The sequence below is a fragment of the Pseudomonas sp. NGC7 genome (assembly GCF_047159675.1).
Lineage (GTDB): Bacteria > Pseudomonadota > Gammaproteobacteria > Pseudomonadales > Pseudomonadaceae > Aquipseudomonas > Aquipseudomonas kermanshahensis.
Genome location: NZ_BAAFZY010000001.1, coordinates 1533268 through 1549216, shown reverse-complemented (window position 1 = coordinate 1549216; position 15949 = coordinate 1533268). Strand labels below are relative to the sequence as shown.

The 15949-nt window shown below is 63.1% G+C and carries 15 protein-coding genes; 6 read left to right on the top strand and 9 right to left on the bottom strand.

The genetic code is table 11. The annotated features are described in order from the left end of the window. The first annotated feature begins 5 nt into the window (after window positions 1-5). The 5 genes from ACMCNM_RS07095 (at window position 6) to ACMCNM_RS07075 (ending at window position 3514) form a co-directional block, all read left to right on the top strand. Entirely contained in the window at window positions 6-1499 is a 1494-nt protein-coding gene (locus ACMCNM_RS07095) for an RNA polymerase factor sigma-54 (RefSeq protein WP_027595606.1), read from the top strand. Between the two features lie 79 nt (window positions 1500-1578). Further along, the gene (gene hpf / locus ACMCNM_RS07090; protein ID WP_003255135.1) at window positions 1579-1887 is read left to right on the top strand and encodes a ribosome hibernation-promoting factor, HPF/YfiA family; all 309 of its coding nucleotides are present in this window, start codon (window positions 1579-1581) and stop codon (window positions 1885-1887) included. 12 nt (window positions 1888-1899) lie between these two features. Next, window positions 1900-2364, top strand: a complete 465-nt coding sequence (gene ptsN / locus ACMCNM_RS07085) for a PTS IIA-like nitrogen regulatory protein PtsN (protein WP_099453000.1) — start codon at window positions 1900-1902, stop codon at window positions 2362-2364. A 2-nt stretch (window positions 2365-2366) separates the two neighbouring features. Next, window positions 2367-3221, top strand: a complete 855-nt coding sequence (rapZ, locus tag ACMCNM_RS07080; RefSeq protein WP_027595604.1) for an RNase adapter RapZ — start codon at window positions 2367-2369, stop codon at window positions 3219-3221. A gap of 20 nt (window positions 3222-3241) precedes the next feature. Further along, window positions 3242-3514 (top strand): HPr family phosphocarrier protein, encoded by a 273-nt coding sequence (locus ACMCNM_RS07075; protein WP_186675631.1) that lies wholly within the window; start codon window positions 3242-3244, stop codon window positions 3512-3514. Window positions 3515-3650: 136 nt separating this feature from the next. Here ACMCNM_RS07075 and ACMCNM_RS07070 read toward each other — a convergent pair whose 3' ends face one another. From ACMCNM_RS07070 to pmbA, 6 genes are all read right to left on the bottom strand, one after another. After that, window positions 3651-4544 carry a ZIP family metal transporter gene (locus tag ACMCNM_RS07070; protein ID WP_027595602.1) on the bottom strand — a complete coding sequence of 298 codons (894 nt, stop codon included), beginning with the start codon at window positions 4542-4544 and terminating at the stop codon, window positions 3651-3653. 11 nt (window positions 4545-4555) lie between these two features. Further along, a complete protein-coding gene (locus ACMCNM_RS07065; protein WP_099452995.1) occupies window positions 4556-5167 on the bottom strand; it encodes a superoxide dismutase in 612 nt (203 codons plus the stop codon). A gap of 1 nt (window position 5168) precedes the next feature. Further along, on the bottom strand, window positions 5169-5630 hold the full coding sequence (locus ACMCNM_RS07060) for a hypothetical protein (protein WP_027595600.1): 462 nt from the start codon (window positions 5628-5630) through the stop codon (window positions 5169-5171). 49 nt (window positions 5631-5679) lie between these two features. Continuing rightward, the gene (locus tag ACMCNM_RS07055) at window positions 5680-7056 is read right to left on the bottom strand and encodes a class II fumarate hydratase (protein WP_412764136.1); all 1377 of its coding nucleotides are present in this window, start codon (window positions 7054-7056) and stop codon (window positions 5680-5682) included. Continuing rightward, window positions 7049-7450 carry a hypothetical protein gene (locus tag ACMCNM_RS07050; RefSeq protein ID WP_027595598.1) on the bottom strand — a complete coding sequence of 134 codons (402 nt, stop codon included), beginning with the start codon at window positions 7448-7450 and terminating at the stop codon, window positions 7049-7051. The genes ACMCNM_RS07055 and ACMCNM_RS07050 overlap by 8 nt, the downstream gene beginning before the upstream one ends. A gap of 251 nt (window positions 7451-7701) precedes the next feature. Next, window positions 7702-9048 carry a metalloprotease PmbA gene (pmbA, locus tag ACMCNM_RS07045; RefSeq protein ID WP_275749284.1) on the bottom strand — a complete coding sequence of 449 codons (1347 nt, stop codon included), beginning with the start codon at window positions 9046-9048 and terminating at the stop codon, window positions 7702-7704. A 108-nt stretch (window positions 9049-9156) separates the two neighbouring features. Between pmbA and yjgA the strand changes: the two genes are divergently transcribed. Next, entirely contained in the window at window positions 9157-9675 is a 519-nt protein-coding gene (gene yjgA, locus ACMCNM_RS07040; protein ID WP_027595596.1) for a ribosome biogenesis factor YjgA, read from the top strand. 117 nt (window positions 9676-9792) lie between these two features. Here the strand turns inward: yjgA and tldD are convergent, their stop codons facing one another. Genes tldD through ACMCNM_RS07025 form a run of 3 tightly spaced genes read right to left on the bottom strand, consistent with a single transcriptional unit; the run spans window position 9793 to window position 15916 of the window. Continuing rightward, a complete protein-coding gene (gene tldD / locus ACMCNM_RS07035; protein ID WP_412764135.1) occupies window positions 9793-11232 on the bottom strand; it encodes a metalloprotease TldD in 1440 nt (479 codons plus the stop codon). Between the two features lie 2 nt (window positions 11233-11234). Beyond that, window positions 11235-12086 carry a carbon-nitrogen hydrolase family protein gene (locus ACMCNM_RS07030; RefSeq protein WP_412764134.1) on the bottom strand — a complete coding sequence of 284 codons (852 nt, stop codon included), beginning with the start codon at window positions 12084-12086 and terminating at the stop codon, window positions 11235-11237. A 14-nt stretch (window positions 12087-12100) separates the two neighbouring features. Beyond that, a complete protein-coding gene (locus ACMCNM_RS07025; RefSeq protein WP_412764133.1) occupies window positions 12101-15916 on the bottom strand; it encodes a YhdP family protein in 3816 nt (1271 codons plus the stop codon). Window positions 15917-15949: the final 33 nt, after the last annotated feature.

Genomic DNA, 15949 nt, shown 5'->3' with positions numbered 1-15949 from the left:
CTGCCATGAAACCATCGCTCGTCCTAAAAATGGGCCAGCAACTGACGATGACGCCTCAGTTGCAACAGGCCATCCGCCTCCTCCAGCTCTCGACCCTGGACCTCCAACAGGAAATCCAGGAAGCGCTGGAATCGAACCCGATGCTCGAACGTCAGGAAGACGGCGAGGACTTCGACAACAGCGACCCGATGGCCGATAACGCCGAGAACAAACCGGCCGCCGAAGTCCAGGACAACAGCTTCCAGGAAAGCACCAACAGTGCCGAAAACCTGGAAGACGGCGAGTGGAGCGAGCGAATCCCCAACGAGTTGCCCGTCGATACCGCCTGGGAAGACATCTACCAGACCAGCGCCAGCAGCCTGCCGAGCAACGATGACGACGAGTGGGACTTCACCACCCGCACATCGGCCGGCGAAAGCCTGCAAAGCCACCTGCTGTGGCAGTTGAACCTGGCGCCGATGTCCGACACCGATCGCCTGATCGCCGTCACCCTGATCGACAGCATCAATGGCCAGGGCTACCTCGAAGACACCCTCGAAGAGATCTGCGCCGGTTTCGACCCCGAACTGGATATCGAGCTGGATGAGGTCGAAGCGGTCCTGCACCGCATTCAGCAGTTCGAGCCTGCCGGCATCGCCGCACGCAACCTGGGCGAATGCCTGCTGCTGCAACTGCGCCAGCTACCGGCCAGCACGCCGTGGATGGCCGAGGCCAAACGCCTGGTCACCGACTTCATCGACCTGCTCGGCAGCCGCGACTACAGCCAGCTGATGCGGCGCATGAAGATCAAGGAAGACGAGCTGCGCCAGGTCATCGAACTGGTGCAAAGCCTCAACCCGCGCCCTGGCTCGCAGATCGAATCGAGCGAGCCCGAGTACGTCGTGCCCGACGTCATCGTGCGCAAGGACAGCGACCGTTGGCTGGTGGAGCTTAACCAGGAAGCCATCCCGCGCCTGCGCGTCAACCCGCAGTACGCAGGCTTTGTCCGCCGCGCCGACACCAGCGCCGACAACACCTTCATGCGCAATCAGCTGCAAGAAGCGCGCTGGTTCATCAAGAGCCTGCAAAGCCGCAACGAAACCCTGATGAAAGTGGCCACGCAGATCGTCGAGCATCAGCGCGGCTTCCTCGACCATGGCGACGAAGCGATGAAGCCGTTGGTCCTGCATGACATCGCCGAAGCCGTCGGGATGCACGAGTCGACCATTTCGCGGGTCACCACGCAAAAATACATGCACACGCCCCGCGGCATCTACGAACTGAAATACTTTTTCTCAAGCCACGTCAGCACCGCCGAAGGCGGAGAATGCTCGTCCACAGCGATCCGCGCGATCATCAAGAAACTGGTTGCGGCGGAAAATCAGAAAAAGCCATTGAGTGACAGCAAGATCGCTGGTTTACTGGAGGCACAAGGCATCCAGGTAGCCCGTCGCACCGTCGCCAAGTACCGCGAGTCTCTCGGCATCGCACCGTCGAGCGAGCGCAAGCGACTGATGTAGCACCTGGTATGTGCCACAGCGTTTTTGGGGCAGGTGCAAGACTTGCCTCTTTATGCACGGGCAATAAAGGAGAAGCTGTATGCAAGTCAATATCAGTGGACAGCATGTAGAAGTCACCCAGCCGCTGCGCGATTATGTGCTTGAAAAGCTCGCCCGCGTGGAAAGTCACTTCGACAAGATCACTAACGTGCAGGTCATCATGAAGGTCGAGAAGCTGCAGCAGAAGGTCGAAGCGACCCTGCAGATTCCGGGCGGTGAAGTGGTAGCCAACGCGGAACACGAAGACATGTATGCAGCGATCGACGCCTTGGCCGACAAGCTCGACCGCCAACTGAAAAAACACAAGGAAAAACAGCAAAGCCTGCTGCAAGGTGCAGCTGCCCGCTGATCCCCCTCATCCATGATCCGACTTGAAACCATCCTGACCCCCGGCCGTTCCCTCGTGAACGTGCCGGGCGGCAGTAAGAAGCGCGCCCTCGAAAAGGTCGCCAATCTCATCGCCAACCAAGTGCCAGAACTGGAGATGCAAGACGTCTTCGAAAAACTGGTCGCCCGTGAAAAGCTCGGCTCGACCGGTTTCGGCAACGGCATCGCCATCCCCCACTGCCGACTCGAAGGATGTACCGCCCCGGTCAGCGCATTGCTGCACCTGGAGGCACCGATCGACTACGACGCCATCGATGGCGCGCCTGTGGACCTGCTGTTCGTCCTGCTGGTGCCCGAAGCTGCCACCGATGCGCACCTGGAACTGCTGCGCCAGATCGCCAGCATGCTCGATCGCAAAGAGGTTCGTGATCGCCTGCGTGCCGCCAGCAGTGACGAGGCCCTGTACCAGGTTGTCCTGGACGTACAGAACGAGCACTGAACATGCACCTGATCATCGTCAGCGGCCGGTCCGGCTCCGGCAAGAGCACCGCCCTCGATGTCCTGGAAGACAACGGTTTCTATTGCATCGACAACCTTCCCGCCGGGCTGCTGCCGCAGCTTGCGGAAGATGCCTTGATCAATACCGAGTTGCTGCAACCCAAGGTCGCCGTGTCGATTGACGCGCGCAACCTGCCCAGCCACCTGACGCGTTTCCCCGAGCTGCTCGAAGAGGCCCGTGCCCGGCATATCAAGTGTGATGTGCTGTACCTGGATGCCGACGAAGACACCCTGCTCAAGCGCTTTTCGGAGACCCGTCGGCGCCACCCGCTGACCAATGCCGACCGTTCCTTGGCAGAGGCGATACGCGTTGAAAGCGACATGCTGGGGCCGATCGCCGACCTTGCCGACCTCAAGATCGACACCACCAGCCTCAACCTTTACCAGTTGCGCGACTCGATCAAGCTGCGCCTGCTCAACCAACCAGAGCCTGGCACCGCGTTCCTGGTCGAATCCTTTGGCTTCAAGCGTGGTATGCCGGTCGATGCCGACCTGGTGTTCGACGTGCGCTGCCTGCCCAACCCCTACTGGAAGCCCGAATTGCGTGAGCATTCTGGTCTCGAACAACCGGTAATCGACTACCTCGCCGCCCAGCCGGACGTCGAAGAGATGTTCAACGACATTTCCAGCTACCTGCTTAAATGGCTGCCCCGCTTCGCCGCCAGCAACCGCGCCTATGTCACCATCGCCATTGGCTGCACTGGTGGCCATCACCGGTCGGTGTACCTGACCGAACGCCTCGGCACGTTGCTGCAGCAATCCCTGAAAAACGTCCAGGTCCGCCACCGCGACCTCTAGCCCACAGGATCCACCCCACGATGCCCGCCCGCAAAATCACCATCATCAACAAGCTGGGCCTGCATGCCCGGGCGGCGGCCAAGTTCGTCGGCGTGGCCGGGCGCTTTCCCTGCCAGGTCAGGGTAGGCCGCGCGCCAGACAAGCTGGTGGACGGCAAGAGCATCATGGCGGTGATGATGCTCGCGGCAGGCAAAGGCACCGAAGTGCACTTGCTGACCGAAGGCGAACAGGACAACGACGCGCTGGACGCGCTGGTCGAGTTGATCAACAACTACTTCGACGAAGGCGAGTAGGGAACGCTGGGCTTGTCACAACACCTTCAGCGCCTGTGAGATCGAGCGCCGCGCGGGCGGCGCTCGGCCTTACAGGCCCAGACAATCTCCCGCCGAACGGTCGCAACCACGACACAATCATCATGGCGCAATCAATTCAAGACATCGCCGTGTCCATCACCATCATCAGGCAAAAGCCGATACACAACCCCAAACTGGCCAGACGGTGATGCCCATTGCTACGCGACTCGGGGATGATCTCCTGGGTCACCACCAGCAGCATCGCCCCTGCGGCACACGCCAGGCCCAACGGCAACAGTAGTTCGGCAACATTCACCAGCCAGGCACAGATAACCGCTGCCACCGGTTCGACCAGGCCTGAAGCGGCACCAATCAGGAATGCCTTGAAACGCGGCATGCCCGCCCCCGCCAGCACCAGCGCAATCACCAGCCCTTCCGGCACATCCTGCAAAGCGATGCCCATCGCCAAACTGTCGGCATCGGCCATGCCGCCGCCCGCAGACACGCCGATGGCCATGCCTTCAGGAATGTTGTGGGCGATGATGGCGATCACGAACAACCAGATTCGCGCGGCGATCACTGGCTGGTTGTCCGTGCCGACCAAGGCTTCTGGCGAGGCACCGGAGACCTTGAGGTCGACCAGGAACAGGCACAAGGCGCCAAACATCAGGCCAAAGCTGATCAGGCCGCCCGCGCCCCAAGGGCTGAAGCCTATGCCTTGCGCCGCCTCCAGCCCCGGGATGATCAGGGAAAACGCGGTGGCCGCCAGCATCACACCCGCGCCGAAGCCCAGCAGTGTGTCGGCCAGCGCCACCGGCATGTTACGAATCACCAACACCGGTACCGCGCCCAGCGCTGTCCCCAACGCACACAATGCGCCCCCTTCGAGGGCACGCAGCATGCGCGGCTCCAGGCCCAGCCAGGCAATGCCCTGCGCCAGCAGCAATGCTGTGCCCGCCAGCAACAGCAAGGTTCCTATCGCCAGACGAAACAGACGCACGCTGCTGACGGACAACACCTGTGAACGCATACCGGATCGACTCACTTCAAGGCTTCGAGATAACGACGTTCCACTTCCGCCCAGTCGACGACGTTGTAGAAGGCACCGATGTATTCAGGGCGACGGTTCTGGTATTTCAGGTAGTAGGCGTGCTCCCACACGTCCAACCCGAGAATCGGCGTGTTGCCGTGCATCAGCGGGCTGTCCTGGTTACCGCTGCTTTCGACCACTAACGTGTTACCCGGGGTGACGCTGAGCCAGGCCCAGCCACTGCCAAAGCGGGTCAGCGCTGCTTTGGTGAAGGCGTCCTTGAACGCGTCGAACCCACCCAGCTCGGCCTCGATGGCCTTGGCAACCTGACCGTGTGGCTGGCCGCCGCCGTGTGGCGCCATCACCGTCCAGAACAGTGTGTGGTTGGCGTGGCCGCCGCCTTGGTTGATCACGGCAGCCTGCAGCTTTTCTGGCAACTGCTTGACCGCGCCTACCAGCTGCTCCACCGGCCATTCGGCCCATTCGGTGCCTTCGATGGCAGCGTTGAGGTTGTTGATGTAGGTCTGGTGGTGCTTGCTGTGGTGAATTTCCATGGTCTGGGCATCGATGTGCGGCTCCAGCGCATCGTAGGCATAAGGCAACGCAGGCAAGGTATGTGGCATATCAATGGATTCCGTAAGCGTGGGTTCTGGGTGTCACGCCTGTTTGCGCGGCCAGCTCGCTGGCGGCGGGGGCGTGACGGTTGAGCAGGCGCTCGGTGCGCGGGTACTGTCCGTACTCGGCAATGAAACTCAGCAATTCGGTGTAGGTGCGTGAACTGTGGCGCAGCGCTGCATCCCGCAGCGCCTGGGGCAAGCGCGCTTCCTGGCTGGCCTGGAGCAGGCGCTGGTGTGCAGAGCACAGGTAGTCGGCGCTCTCGTGCGGCTGGTTCAGGCGCAGGTGCAGGTCGGCCAGGTTGTGGTGAGCGATGACGAACACCGCCACCGCTTCGTCGACGTCATGCCAGCGCTCGAACAGCACCTGGGCCAAGGCCAAGGCTTGCAGGTAGTGTTCCCGGGCATCGACCCATTCACCTTGCTCGAACAGGCGGTTGGCGGTTTCAGTGGTGCGTTTCCAGTGCTGCATGACGTTTCTCCTGAGCGCAATGGCTCGTACGCTCGGCGGTGACGCTGAGTCAGATACCGCCGGCCGTGAGTTTTTCCGGGTCCAGCAGAGCCTCGAGCTGGTCACGCGACAAGTCGGTGTGTTCCAGCGCCACGTCGATGATCGGGCGGCCCTGCTTGTAGGCGGTCTTGGCGATTTCGGCAGCCTTGAGGTAGCCGATGATCGGGTTCAGCGCAGTGACCAGGATCGGGTTGCGCGCCAGCGCCTCTTTGAGCTTGCTTTCATTGACCTTGAAGGTGGCGATGGCCTTGTCGGCCAGCAGGCGGCTGACGTTGGCCATCAGCTCGATGCTTTCCAGCAGGTTGCGGGCAATCACCGGCAACATGACGTTCAGCTCGAAGTTGCCCGACTGCCCGGCGATGGCGATGGTCGCGTCATTGCCGATCACCTGCGCGGCGACCATGGCGGTGGCTTCCGGGATCACTGGGTTGACCTTGCCCGGCATGATCGACGAGCCCGGCTGCAAGCCTTGCAGCTCGATCTCGCCAAGGCCGGCCAAGGGGCCGGAGTTCATCCAGCGCAGGTCGTTGGCGATTTTCATCAGTGCCACGGCGGTGGTCTTGAGCTGGCCGGAAAGGGCCACCGCCGTGTCTTGCGAGCCGATCAGCGCAAACAGGTTTTGCCCGGGGGTGAACTCGACCTGGGTCAGGGCACTCAGCTGACGCGCGAAACCGGCAGCGAACTGTGGATGGGCGTTAATGCCGGTCCCGACGGCCGTACCGCCCTGGGCCAGCGCCTGCAAGCTCGGCAGGGTCGCTTCAATGTGCGCCAGCGCGCCGTTGATTTGCGCCGCCCAGCCGTCGAGCACCTGGCTCATGCGCACGGGCATGGCGTCCATCAGGTGAGTGCGGCCGGTTTTTACAAAGGCGTGCACCTGCACCGACTTGGCCTCGATCACCTGCACCAGGTGCCGCAACGCTGGCAGTAGCTGCTCCTGCAGCGCCAAGGCGGCACTGACATGGATGGTGGTCGGGATGATGTCGTTGCTGCTCTGGCCGCAGTTCACATGGTCGTTGGCATTGACCGCATCACCGAGCACCCGGCTGGCCAGGGTGGCGATCACTTCGTTGGCGTTCATGTTCGAACTGGTGCCGGAACCTGTCTGGAACACGTCCACCGGGAAATGCTGGATAAAGTCTTCCGCAAGCAGTTGCTCGACCGCCTTCACGATGGCCTGGCCTTGGTCGGCGGTCACTTGCTCCAGCTCGATGTTGGCCTTGGCCGCTGCCGCCTTGGCCAGCAGCAATGCGCGAATGAACTGGGCCGGCATGCGCTGGCCGCTGATCGGGAAGTTGTCGACCGCGCGCTGTGTCTGGGCGCCATACAGGGCCTCGGCAGGCACCTGAAGCTCACCCATGCTGTCACGCTCGATACGGGTATTACTCATCGTCTAATCCTTGCATCAGTTCATCGGGAGAAATCGAAGGCAGCAGCACGCAGTTGGCCAACTGCAGGGCGTAGGGCTGCCAGCGTTGGTTCTGTTCGCGGCGGTCGAGGTTGCGCAGGTCCAGCAACGGGCGCCAGGCCTGGTCCAGGCACAGGCAGCGCCAATGCCACGGCAGCATGCGGTCGCAGGCGGTATCCAGCAGCAGGCGGAAGGAGGTCAACGCCACCGTCCAGGACGAGGTTTCGGTGCAGCACACCAGGTAACGGCCTTCGGCCAGGTAGTGCTCGATAAGGCGCGGCTCATCGGGCTCGAGCGCGCAGCGAATGCGCCGACTGAGCCAGCGCCAGTTTTCCAAATAGGGCAATTCGTGAAGGACGGATTTCATGAACACCATCGCCAAGCAACTGGGTAATGATATTCATTATTAAGTGATAAATAGAATCACTTCAAGTATGAATAGACTAAAGCAGTGAGGTCGGACGCATAAAAAAAACCCGGCACCAGGGCCGGGTTCTCTAAATCAGTCTGAAACAGACTGGGCTGTGCCGGCCTCTTCGCGGGTAAACCCGCTCCCACAGTACCTGAAGCCAGTCGGTGATCCTGTGGGAGCGGGTTACCCGCGAAGAGGCCAGAGCAGGTTACCTATCAGCTCCCTGCAACCGTCATTCGCTCGATCAGCACCGAGCCTGTATGGATATTGCTGCGTGTCTCTAGATCGTTACCGATCGCGACAATTTGCTGGAACATATCCTTCATGTTCCCGGCGATGGTCACTTCCTGCACCGCATGCTGAATCTCGCCGTTCTCGACCCAGAAACCCGCAGCCCCACGCGAATAATCGCCGGTCACCATGTTCAGGCCATGCCCCATCAGCTCGGTCACCAGCAAGCCACGCCCCATGCGGCGGATCAGGGCAGCCTGGTCTTCGACGCCATGGGTTACGTACAAGTTGTGAACACCACCGGAGTTGGCCGTGCTCGGCAGCCCGAGCTTGCGCCCGGAATAGGTGCCCAGCAGGTACGACACCAACTCACCTTTGTCGACGAACGGTTTGGCATAAGTTGCCAAGCCATCGCCATCGAACGCGGCACTGCCCAAGGCCCGAGGAATATGCGGGCGCTCATCGAGGGTCAGCCAGCTTGGGAACAGGCGCTGGCCGAGTGTGCCTTCAAGGAACGATGACTTGCGGTACAGGTTGCCACCGGAAATCGCCGAAAGGAAGCTGCCGAACAGGCCGCCGGCCAGCTCCGCCGAGAACAGCACCGGCACTTCGCACGTTGGTACGGGGCGCGCGCCGAGGCGGCTGGCCGCACGCTGGGCTGCGCGCTGGCCGATGCTACGCGGGTCAGCCAGCAAGGTGCCTTGGCGGTTTACGTCATACCAGTAGTCACGCTGCATCTGCCCTTCGCCCTCAGCGATCATCACACAGCTCAGGCTGTGCCGGGTCGACGCATAACCACCGATGAATCCGTGGCTGTTGCCGTACACCCGGCACCCTTGATGGGTGTTAAGGGTGGTGCCATCGGCGTTGAGAATGCGGGCATCAGCGTCGAACGCCGCGGCCTCGCAGGCCAGGGCCATCTCGATCGCCTTCTCGGGTTCGATATCCCAGTCGTGATAAAGGTCCAGGTCCGGGATTTCCCGCGCCATCAACGCGGCATCGGCCAGCCCCGAGCACTCGTCTTCGGAGGTGTGCTTGGCGATGGCCAAGGCTGCGGCAACGGTCTCGCGGATCGCGTCTGGGCCACTCGCGGAGGTGCTGGCGGAGCCTTTGCGCTGGCCGACATAGAGGGTGATGCCAAAGCCTTGGTCACGGTTGAACTCGACCGTTTCGACCTCACGCTGGCGCACCGTGGTGGACAGGCCCTGCTCCAGCGACACCGCAACTTCGCAGGCACTGGCACCCTGGCGACGCGCTTCGGCGATGATCGCTTCGACCTGTTCCTGCAACGCTGGCAGGTCTTTCGGACCTACGCTCTGGACTGCACTCATGGTTCTCTCCACTCAAATTCTGCGTTCGGCGAGGGTCATTCTACGACCGGGCCGGACAAGCGGCCCCCGACTGGTTATCATGGCGGCGATTTCTAGCGGACTGCCACCATGGTTGATTCAAACGACGCCTACGACGGCGAAAAAAGCAAAACCCAGATCAAGCGCGAACTGCATGAACTGGTTGAACTCGGCGAGCGCCTCACTACGCTCAAGGCTGACACCCTGGCACGCCTGCCGTTGACCGACGAGCTACGCAAAGCGTTGGCCGAGGCCAGCAAGCACACAGCTCACGGAGCCCGCAAACGGCACATGTCGTTCGTCGGCAAGCTGATGCGCGTCCAGGACCTGGACGCCATCCATGCCTTGCTCGAACAGATGGACAGCTCGACCCGCCAGTACAACGAACGCTTCCACGGCCTGGAGCGCTGGCGCGACCGGCTCATCGACGGTAATGACGAAGACCTCGAGCGCTTCGTCAACGAATACCCCGACACCGATCGCCAGCAACTGCGCTCGCTGATCCGCCATGCCCAGCACGAAAAAGCGCGGAACAAGCCGCCTGCTGCTGCGCGCAAGGTGTTCAAGTACATCCGCGACCTCGACGAGCTGCAGCGCGGCTTGCGTTGATGCCGTGGGGCCGCGTTGCGGCCCATTCGCAGCGCAAGGCTGCTCCTACAGAGGCATGCGATACCTGTAGGAGCAGCCTTGCGCTGCGAAAGGACCGCAAAGCGGTCCCCAACGCCATCACGCGCCAGTACCGCCAACTGTGATCGCATCCAGCTTCAGCGTCGGCTGCCCTACCCCTACCGGCACCGATTGCCCATCCTTGCCGCAGGTCCCGACACCACTGTCCAGGGCCAGGTCATTGCCGACCATCGACACGCGGCTCATCGCCTCCGGTCCGTTACCAATCAGCGTTGCCCCTTTGACCGGCGCAGTAATCTTGCCGTCCTCGATCAGGTACGCCTCACTGGTGGAGAACACGAACTTGCCGCTGGTGATATCCACCTGGCCACCACCAAGGTTGGCGCAGTAGATGCCTTTTTTCACCGAGGCGATGATTTCTTGCGGGTCGCTCTCGCCGGCACGCATGTAGGTGTTGGTCATACGTGGCATCGGCAGATGCGCGTAGGACTCGCGACGGCCGTTGCCGGTCACCGCCATGCCCATCAGGCGGGCGTTCAGCTTGTCCTGCATGTAGCCTTTGAGCACACCGTTTTCGATCAGCGTGGTGCACTCGGTCGGGGTGCCTTCGTCATCCACGCTCAGTGAGCCACGGCGGCCTTCAAGGGTGCCGTCGTCGACGATGGTGCACAGCTTCGACGCCACCTGCTCACCGATGCGGCCACTGAACGCCGAGCTGCCCTTGCGGTTGAAGTCGCCTTCCAGGCCATGGCCTACCGCCTCATGCAACAACACACCCGACCAACCCGAGCCCAGCACCACCGGCAAGGTGCCCGCCGGCGCTGGAATCGCTTCCAGGTTCACCAGCGCCTGGCGCAAGGCCTCACGGGCATAGCCCATGACCTTCTCTTTGGTGAAGAACCGGTAGTCGGTACGCCCGCCACCGCCCTGGCCACCGCGTTCGCGGCGGCCATTCTGTTCGACGATGACACTGACGTTGAAACGCACCAGCGGGCGCACGTCGGCGGCCAGGCTGCCGTCAGCCGCGGCGATGAGAATGCGCTCCCAGACCCCGGCCATGCTCACGCTGACCTGCTGGATACGCGGGTCCAGCGCACGGGTCTCCGCGTCGACACGCTTGAGCAGGTCGACCTTGTCGGCGCGCGTCAGCACATCCAGCGGGTTGTCCGGAGCATACAGGGCGGTCACATCCTGGCTACGGAACGCCTGTACCGTGCCATTCTGCCCAGCGCGGGAAATCGAACGCGCGGCGCGGGCCGCCGAGGTCAAGGCTTCCAGGTTGATGGCATTGCTGTAGGCGAAGCCGGTCTTTTCACCGGATTGGGCACGTACGCCCACGCCCTGATCCAGGTTGAAGCTGCCCTCTTTGACGATGCCGTCCTCGAGCGCCCAGGTTTCCGAGATCTGGCCCTGGAAATACAAGTCGGCGGCATCGATGCCCGGGCCGGCCAACTCACCCAGCACAGCCTGCAGGCTGTCCAGGGTCAATCCGCCTGGGGCCAGGAGCTGCTCGCTGACGGTGGATAACATCTGGCTCATAGTCACTCCGAGGTGTGCGCAGGCCGCAAGGCGTCCTGCGAGAAAAAGCGCCGGTGCGATACCACCGGCATGCGCGCCCGAATGGACGCTTGTTCGTCAATGTCGCGCTCGGCGAGCAATACCGCTTCGCCCTGCGCCTGCTGCGCAACGATCCGCCCCCAAGGGTCGATGATCGCTGCATGGCCATGGGTTTCCCGTGGCCCTGGATGGGTGCCGCCCTGTGCTGCGGCCAACAGGTAGCACTGGGTCTCGATGGCGCGCGCGCGAATCAGCACGTCCCAGTGCGCCGCCCCCGTCACCGCCGTGAAGGCGGCAGGTGCGGTGATCAGTTCTGCCCCGGCTGCGCACAATGCGCTGTACAACTCGGGAAAGCGCAGGTCATAGCATACGCTCAAGCCCAGGCGCCCCACCGGGGTATCGGCCACCACCACCTGTGCGCCATGGGCATAATCGTCAGACTCGCGATAACGGCCGCGGTTGTCGGCGACGTCCACGTCGAACAGGTGCAACTTGTCATAGCGCGCGGCCACTTCACCGTCTTCATCGATCAACAACGAGCAGGCATGGGCCTTGGCATCAGGTTGGCCGACCGGTGGCAACGGCAACGTGCCGGCGACAATCCATAACTTGAGGTCGCGCGCCGTGCGTTTCAACCAGGGCAGGATAGGCCCTTCCCCCAAGGCTTCGGCACGCCCGATCGCCGCAGCATCCTTGCGCCCCATCGCAGCGAAGTTCTCTGGCAGCACGGCCAGGCGTGCGCCACCGAGCGCGGCCTGCTCAAGCAGGGCGCCGGCCCGCTGCAGGTTGGCCAGCACGTCGTCCTGGCTGACCATCTGGATCACCGCTGCCTTCATGACTACTCCTGGCGCTATTTCTCGAAAGGTTTCACAAATGTGATTCTAGGCTCTTTCCACGGCCCCTCGACGCGGTAATGCACGCTGGCAAAACGTGAGACCCGGTCGCCGATCAACCGATCCACAAGGAACAGCGCGCCCCCGACCGCTGGAGCACCGACGATCAACGCAGCCAGCGGCAGGTTGTTGGTGACCGGCAGGGTCACCTGCAGGTTGGCATCCACCCGGTCACGGACCATGTCCAAGGTGCCCTCGAGCTCGAAGTTGCTCGAAGGGCCGGTCACCGTAATCGGTTCACGGGTCACGTACACGCCATTACTGGCCACCAGCAGGCCCTTGACCCGGTCATAGGCCAGCCCTTTTTCGAACAGGTCGGAGAAGTCCAGGCGCAGGCGACGACCGATGGAGTTGAAATTGAGCAGGCCGAACACGCGCAAGGCCTGGGCACTGCCTTCGACTTCGACAAACTGGCCGGTACGCAATGCCGCGTCCATGCTCCCAGAGAAGCGGTTCAGGCCCACCCAGGCAGGTGAACCGGGCCAACGGCCATCGACATCCAGGCGGAAATCGCGGCTGGTCACGGTAGGCGCGAACCCCCACGCCTTGAGCACATCGGCCAGGTTTTTGCCATCCAGGCGCCCTTTGTACCAGCTGCTGGTGCTGCCCGGCTGGCCTTCCCAGCCACCGCCGCCGTCGATGCGCAGGCCTTTGAAGTCCAGGTCGATATCGTCTGCCGACACGCCGCGCGCGGTTGGGCGCAGCTTGATCGAGGCGCTGCCGAACAGGTCGTCGCCGCGGTAGAGCTTGTCGATGCTCAGGTCCAGCGCAGGTACCTTGCGCGGGTCGAACGAGGCTAACGGGTCAGGCCCTTCCTCGGCCTGGGCCTGGGCCGGGTCGGCCGCCGGCAGGCGCAAGGTCTGCAAGCGAATCGACATGGGCGCGCCCTTGGCATCCGGCACGCGTGCGTTGCCGATGACTTCCTTGCTGTCCAGCCGCAGGTCCCACGCCGGGCCACCCCGGGCCAGGCGTACCACCGCCTGGTTGAGGTCCATGCCGAAGGCCTTCAGTTGGCCAATGCTCAGGTCGACGCTTTGCAGGATCTGCCGCGCACTGCCACCGGGGTCATCACCGCCCAGGCTGGCCACCTTGGCCTGCCACGGGGCCAGGTCGAGTGTTTCCAGGCGCCCACGTACGCGCAAGCCTTGGCCGGCCGGTACTTGCGCCTGCCCCTTGCCCAGCAGCAATTCGCCGCGGCCCTGGGCCAGCTTGTCGGAAGGCGCGGCATAGGCGAAGCGCGCGAGGTCGGCATAACCGGCGTCAATGCGTCGCTCCGAGCCTTGCAGGTTCATGCTGAAACGGCTGTCGCGGGTGTCCGCAGCGGCCTTGCCGAAGGGCGCAGGCAAGTCGATGGCAAGGCCCTTGAGTGAGGAATTGACGCTAAGGCTGTTGTCCCGGCTGCCCAGGTTGAGCTGCAACTGATACGGCAAGTCGCCCGAGGCCGGCAAGGCCTGGTTGAATTGCAGCCACTCGGTCAGCGCCTTCAGCGCGACCTGGCCATTGGCGTTGATGCGGGTCTGCATCTGCCCTGGCGCGCCCTCGGCAACGATCTGCGCGGTGACCGGCTTGCCGAACGCCTGCAAGCTGATGTTCTTGCCACTGAGCCCTTTGTCCAAATCGAAGCTGAAGTCGCCTTTCAGGCGGTTCAACTCCAGGCTAGGCGGGGCCACCTTGAGGCGGGCATCAGCGGTGGCGAAGTCCACCTGAACTTTGGGCCGTTCCCCGTGGGCCAGGGGGATATCGAGCTTGACCTTGCCCTTGAGCGGGCCCTCGCCTTCCCAGCCGGCGAAGATCTCGCCCGTGCCGATCGGCGCCTCTTTGAGAATTTTCAGGCCGTCGTCCAGGCCCCCGTCGAAATCGCCATCGAGATACAGGTGGCTGTGCTGGTCACCCTCGACGTGGGGGATATCGACACTGACGTCACTGACCTTGGTGTCGAGCAACAGGCCATGGTGAGCCTTGATGCGCACACCGCTGTCCTCGATCAGCACATCACCGTCCACCTGCTGCACCTGTGGCCAGCCGGGCTGGAAGTCCAATACCGCGTCGCGCACCTTGAAGAACAGGCTGATACTGCGCGCCTCTGGCGCGGCGCCATGGTTCAGCGAGCCTTGGTACTGGAAGTAACCCTCGTCCACGGTGCCTTTGACGATCGCACTGCGCAGCCATTCGTCGAGGGCCGGGCTCAGCACTTCGGGCAGGTACTTGGCCGTGTAGCGGCCATCGCCCTCGGTCAAGCCGACGCGCAGGTCCATGTAGTCCTCGCGGCCCTCTTCGAACAGCAGGCGAATGAGGAAGTCACCGGCGATCTTGCCCTCCTCGCCCAGTACCTTCAGGTAGGGCGCGACGAGGGTGAAGCCTTCTTTGTCGAGGGCCCAGGTCAGGCGCGCATTGGCCTGCTGGTAATGCCAGGGTTTGGCGAAGATCGGGTACAGGTGCAGCATGAACGCATCGGTATCCAGCCGCAGCTCGCCGTGGCCCAGGTCACCACTGACGCTGCCGCTGACATTGCCGGCCGCGGGGGCACCGTGGTATGCGTTGAAACCAACCTTCTCTAGGTTGGCGGCAAACTGCAGGCGCTGGTCGCCTTCGGCTTTGGGCCGCGCCTCCAGGCGCACGTTGCGCAGCGCGCCGGTGACTTTCAGGCCATCAACCACGGCCATGAGGTTGTCCGGCAGCGGTGCCAAGGCATCGATCAACGGGGTCAAGGGGGTGAGGTCGAGGCGGTCGGCCTGCACTTGCCAGCGCTCATCAGCGGGAGCCTGCCCTGGGCGCTGACGTAATTGAAGGTGGGATTCCCAACGGTTCTTGCCGATATTCATGGCCAGGGAATCGACCATCACATCAAAACCTTGCTCGTTGCGCTGGAACCACGCAGACAACGCCAGGTTCTCCAAGGTCGCTGCTTTGCGCTCGGCATAAGCGCCTTGTAGCTGGGGCGCATTGAGCCGGACCACGGCTTGCTGCAACTGGCCTTTGCCCCAGTCGACCCAGAACTCGCCACCCGCGCGCAATGCGCTGGCGTGCCACTTGCCCAGCAGGCTCGGCGGCAACCAGCGTGCCCAGTCGCTTTGCGGCAGGCTCAGGTAGGCGGCAACCTGGCCATCGCGCCAGGCCTCGGCCGACGCGCGGCTGCGCAGGTTCAGCGCCAGGGGCTGGCCGTCAGGCAGCGTGGCGCGCAGGTCGAGGGCCTGGCGCGAGGCACCGGCCTGCAAGCCCACGCTCACGTAGGTCAAGGTCAGGGGGTCGCGCTGCCAGGGATGCAGGGTTACCTGGCTGTCGAACACATCGATGCGCCCCAGCTGGCGCAGGCGCTGCAGCAACTCGGCGGGGTCGAGCGGGGCATCATCCTTCTTCGGCAGCCCTTCGAGGTTCCAGGCGCCTTGCGCGTCTTCGCGCAGGATCAGTTGCAAGCCACCCAGCTGGATACGTGCCAGGCGCACCTCACGGGAGGTCAGGCTGGCCCAGAGGTCTGGCACCAGCTTGACCTCGTCCAGGCGCAACGCGCCAGCACCTTCGCCCAATTGCAGGTCGCGAACGCGCAGTACAGGCGCAAGCCCGCTCCAGCGGCCCTCCAGGGCACCAACGTGCACCGGCAAGCCCAACGCTTGCTCGGCCTTGTGCTCGACATCGGCCCGGTATTCGGCCACCAGCGGCACCAGTTGCCGGCCAACGCTAACGTACAGCGCCACCAACACCGCCAGCAGCGCGCAAATGCCCAGCCCCCAGCGGGTCGAGGCGACAAGAACGCGGGTCAGACGTCCCATGGCCATGGCCCTCCAGGTCGTTTATCCATGATGGCCCTA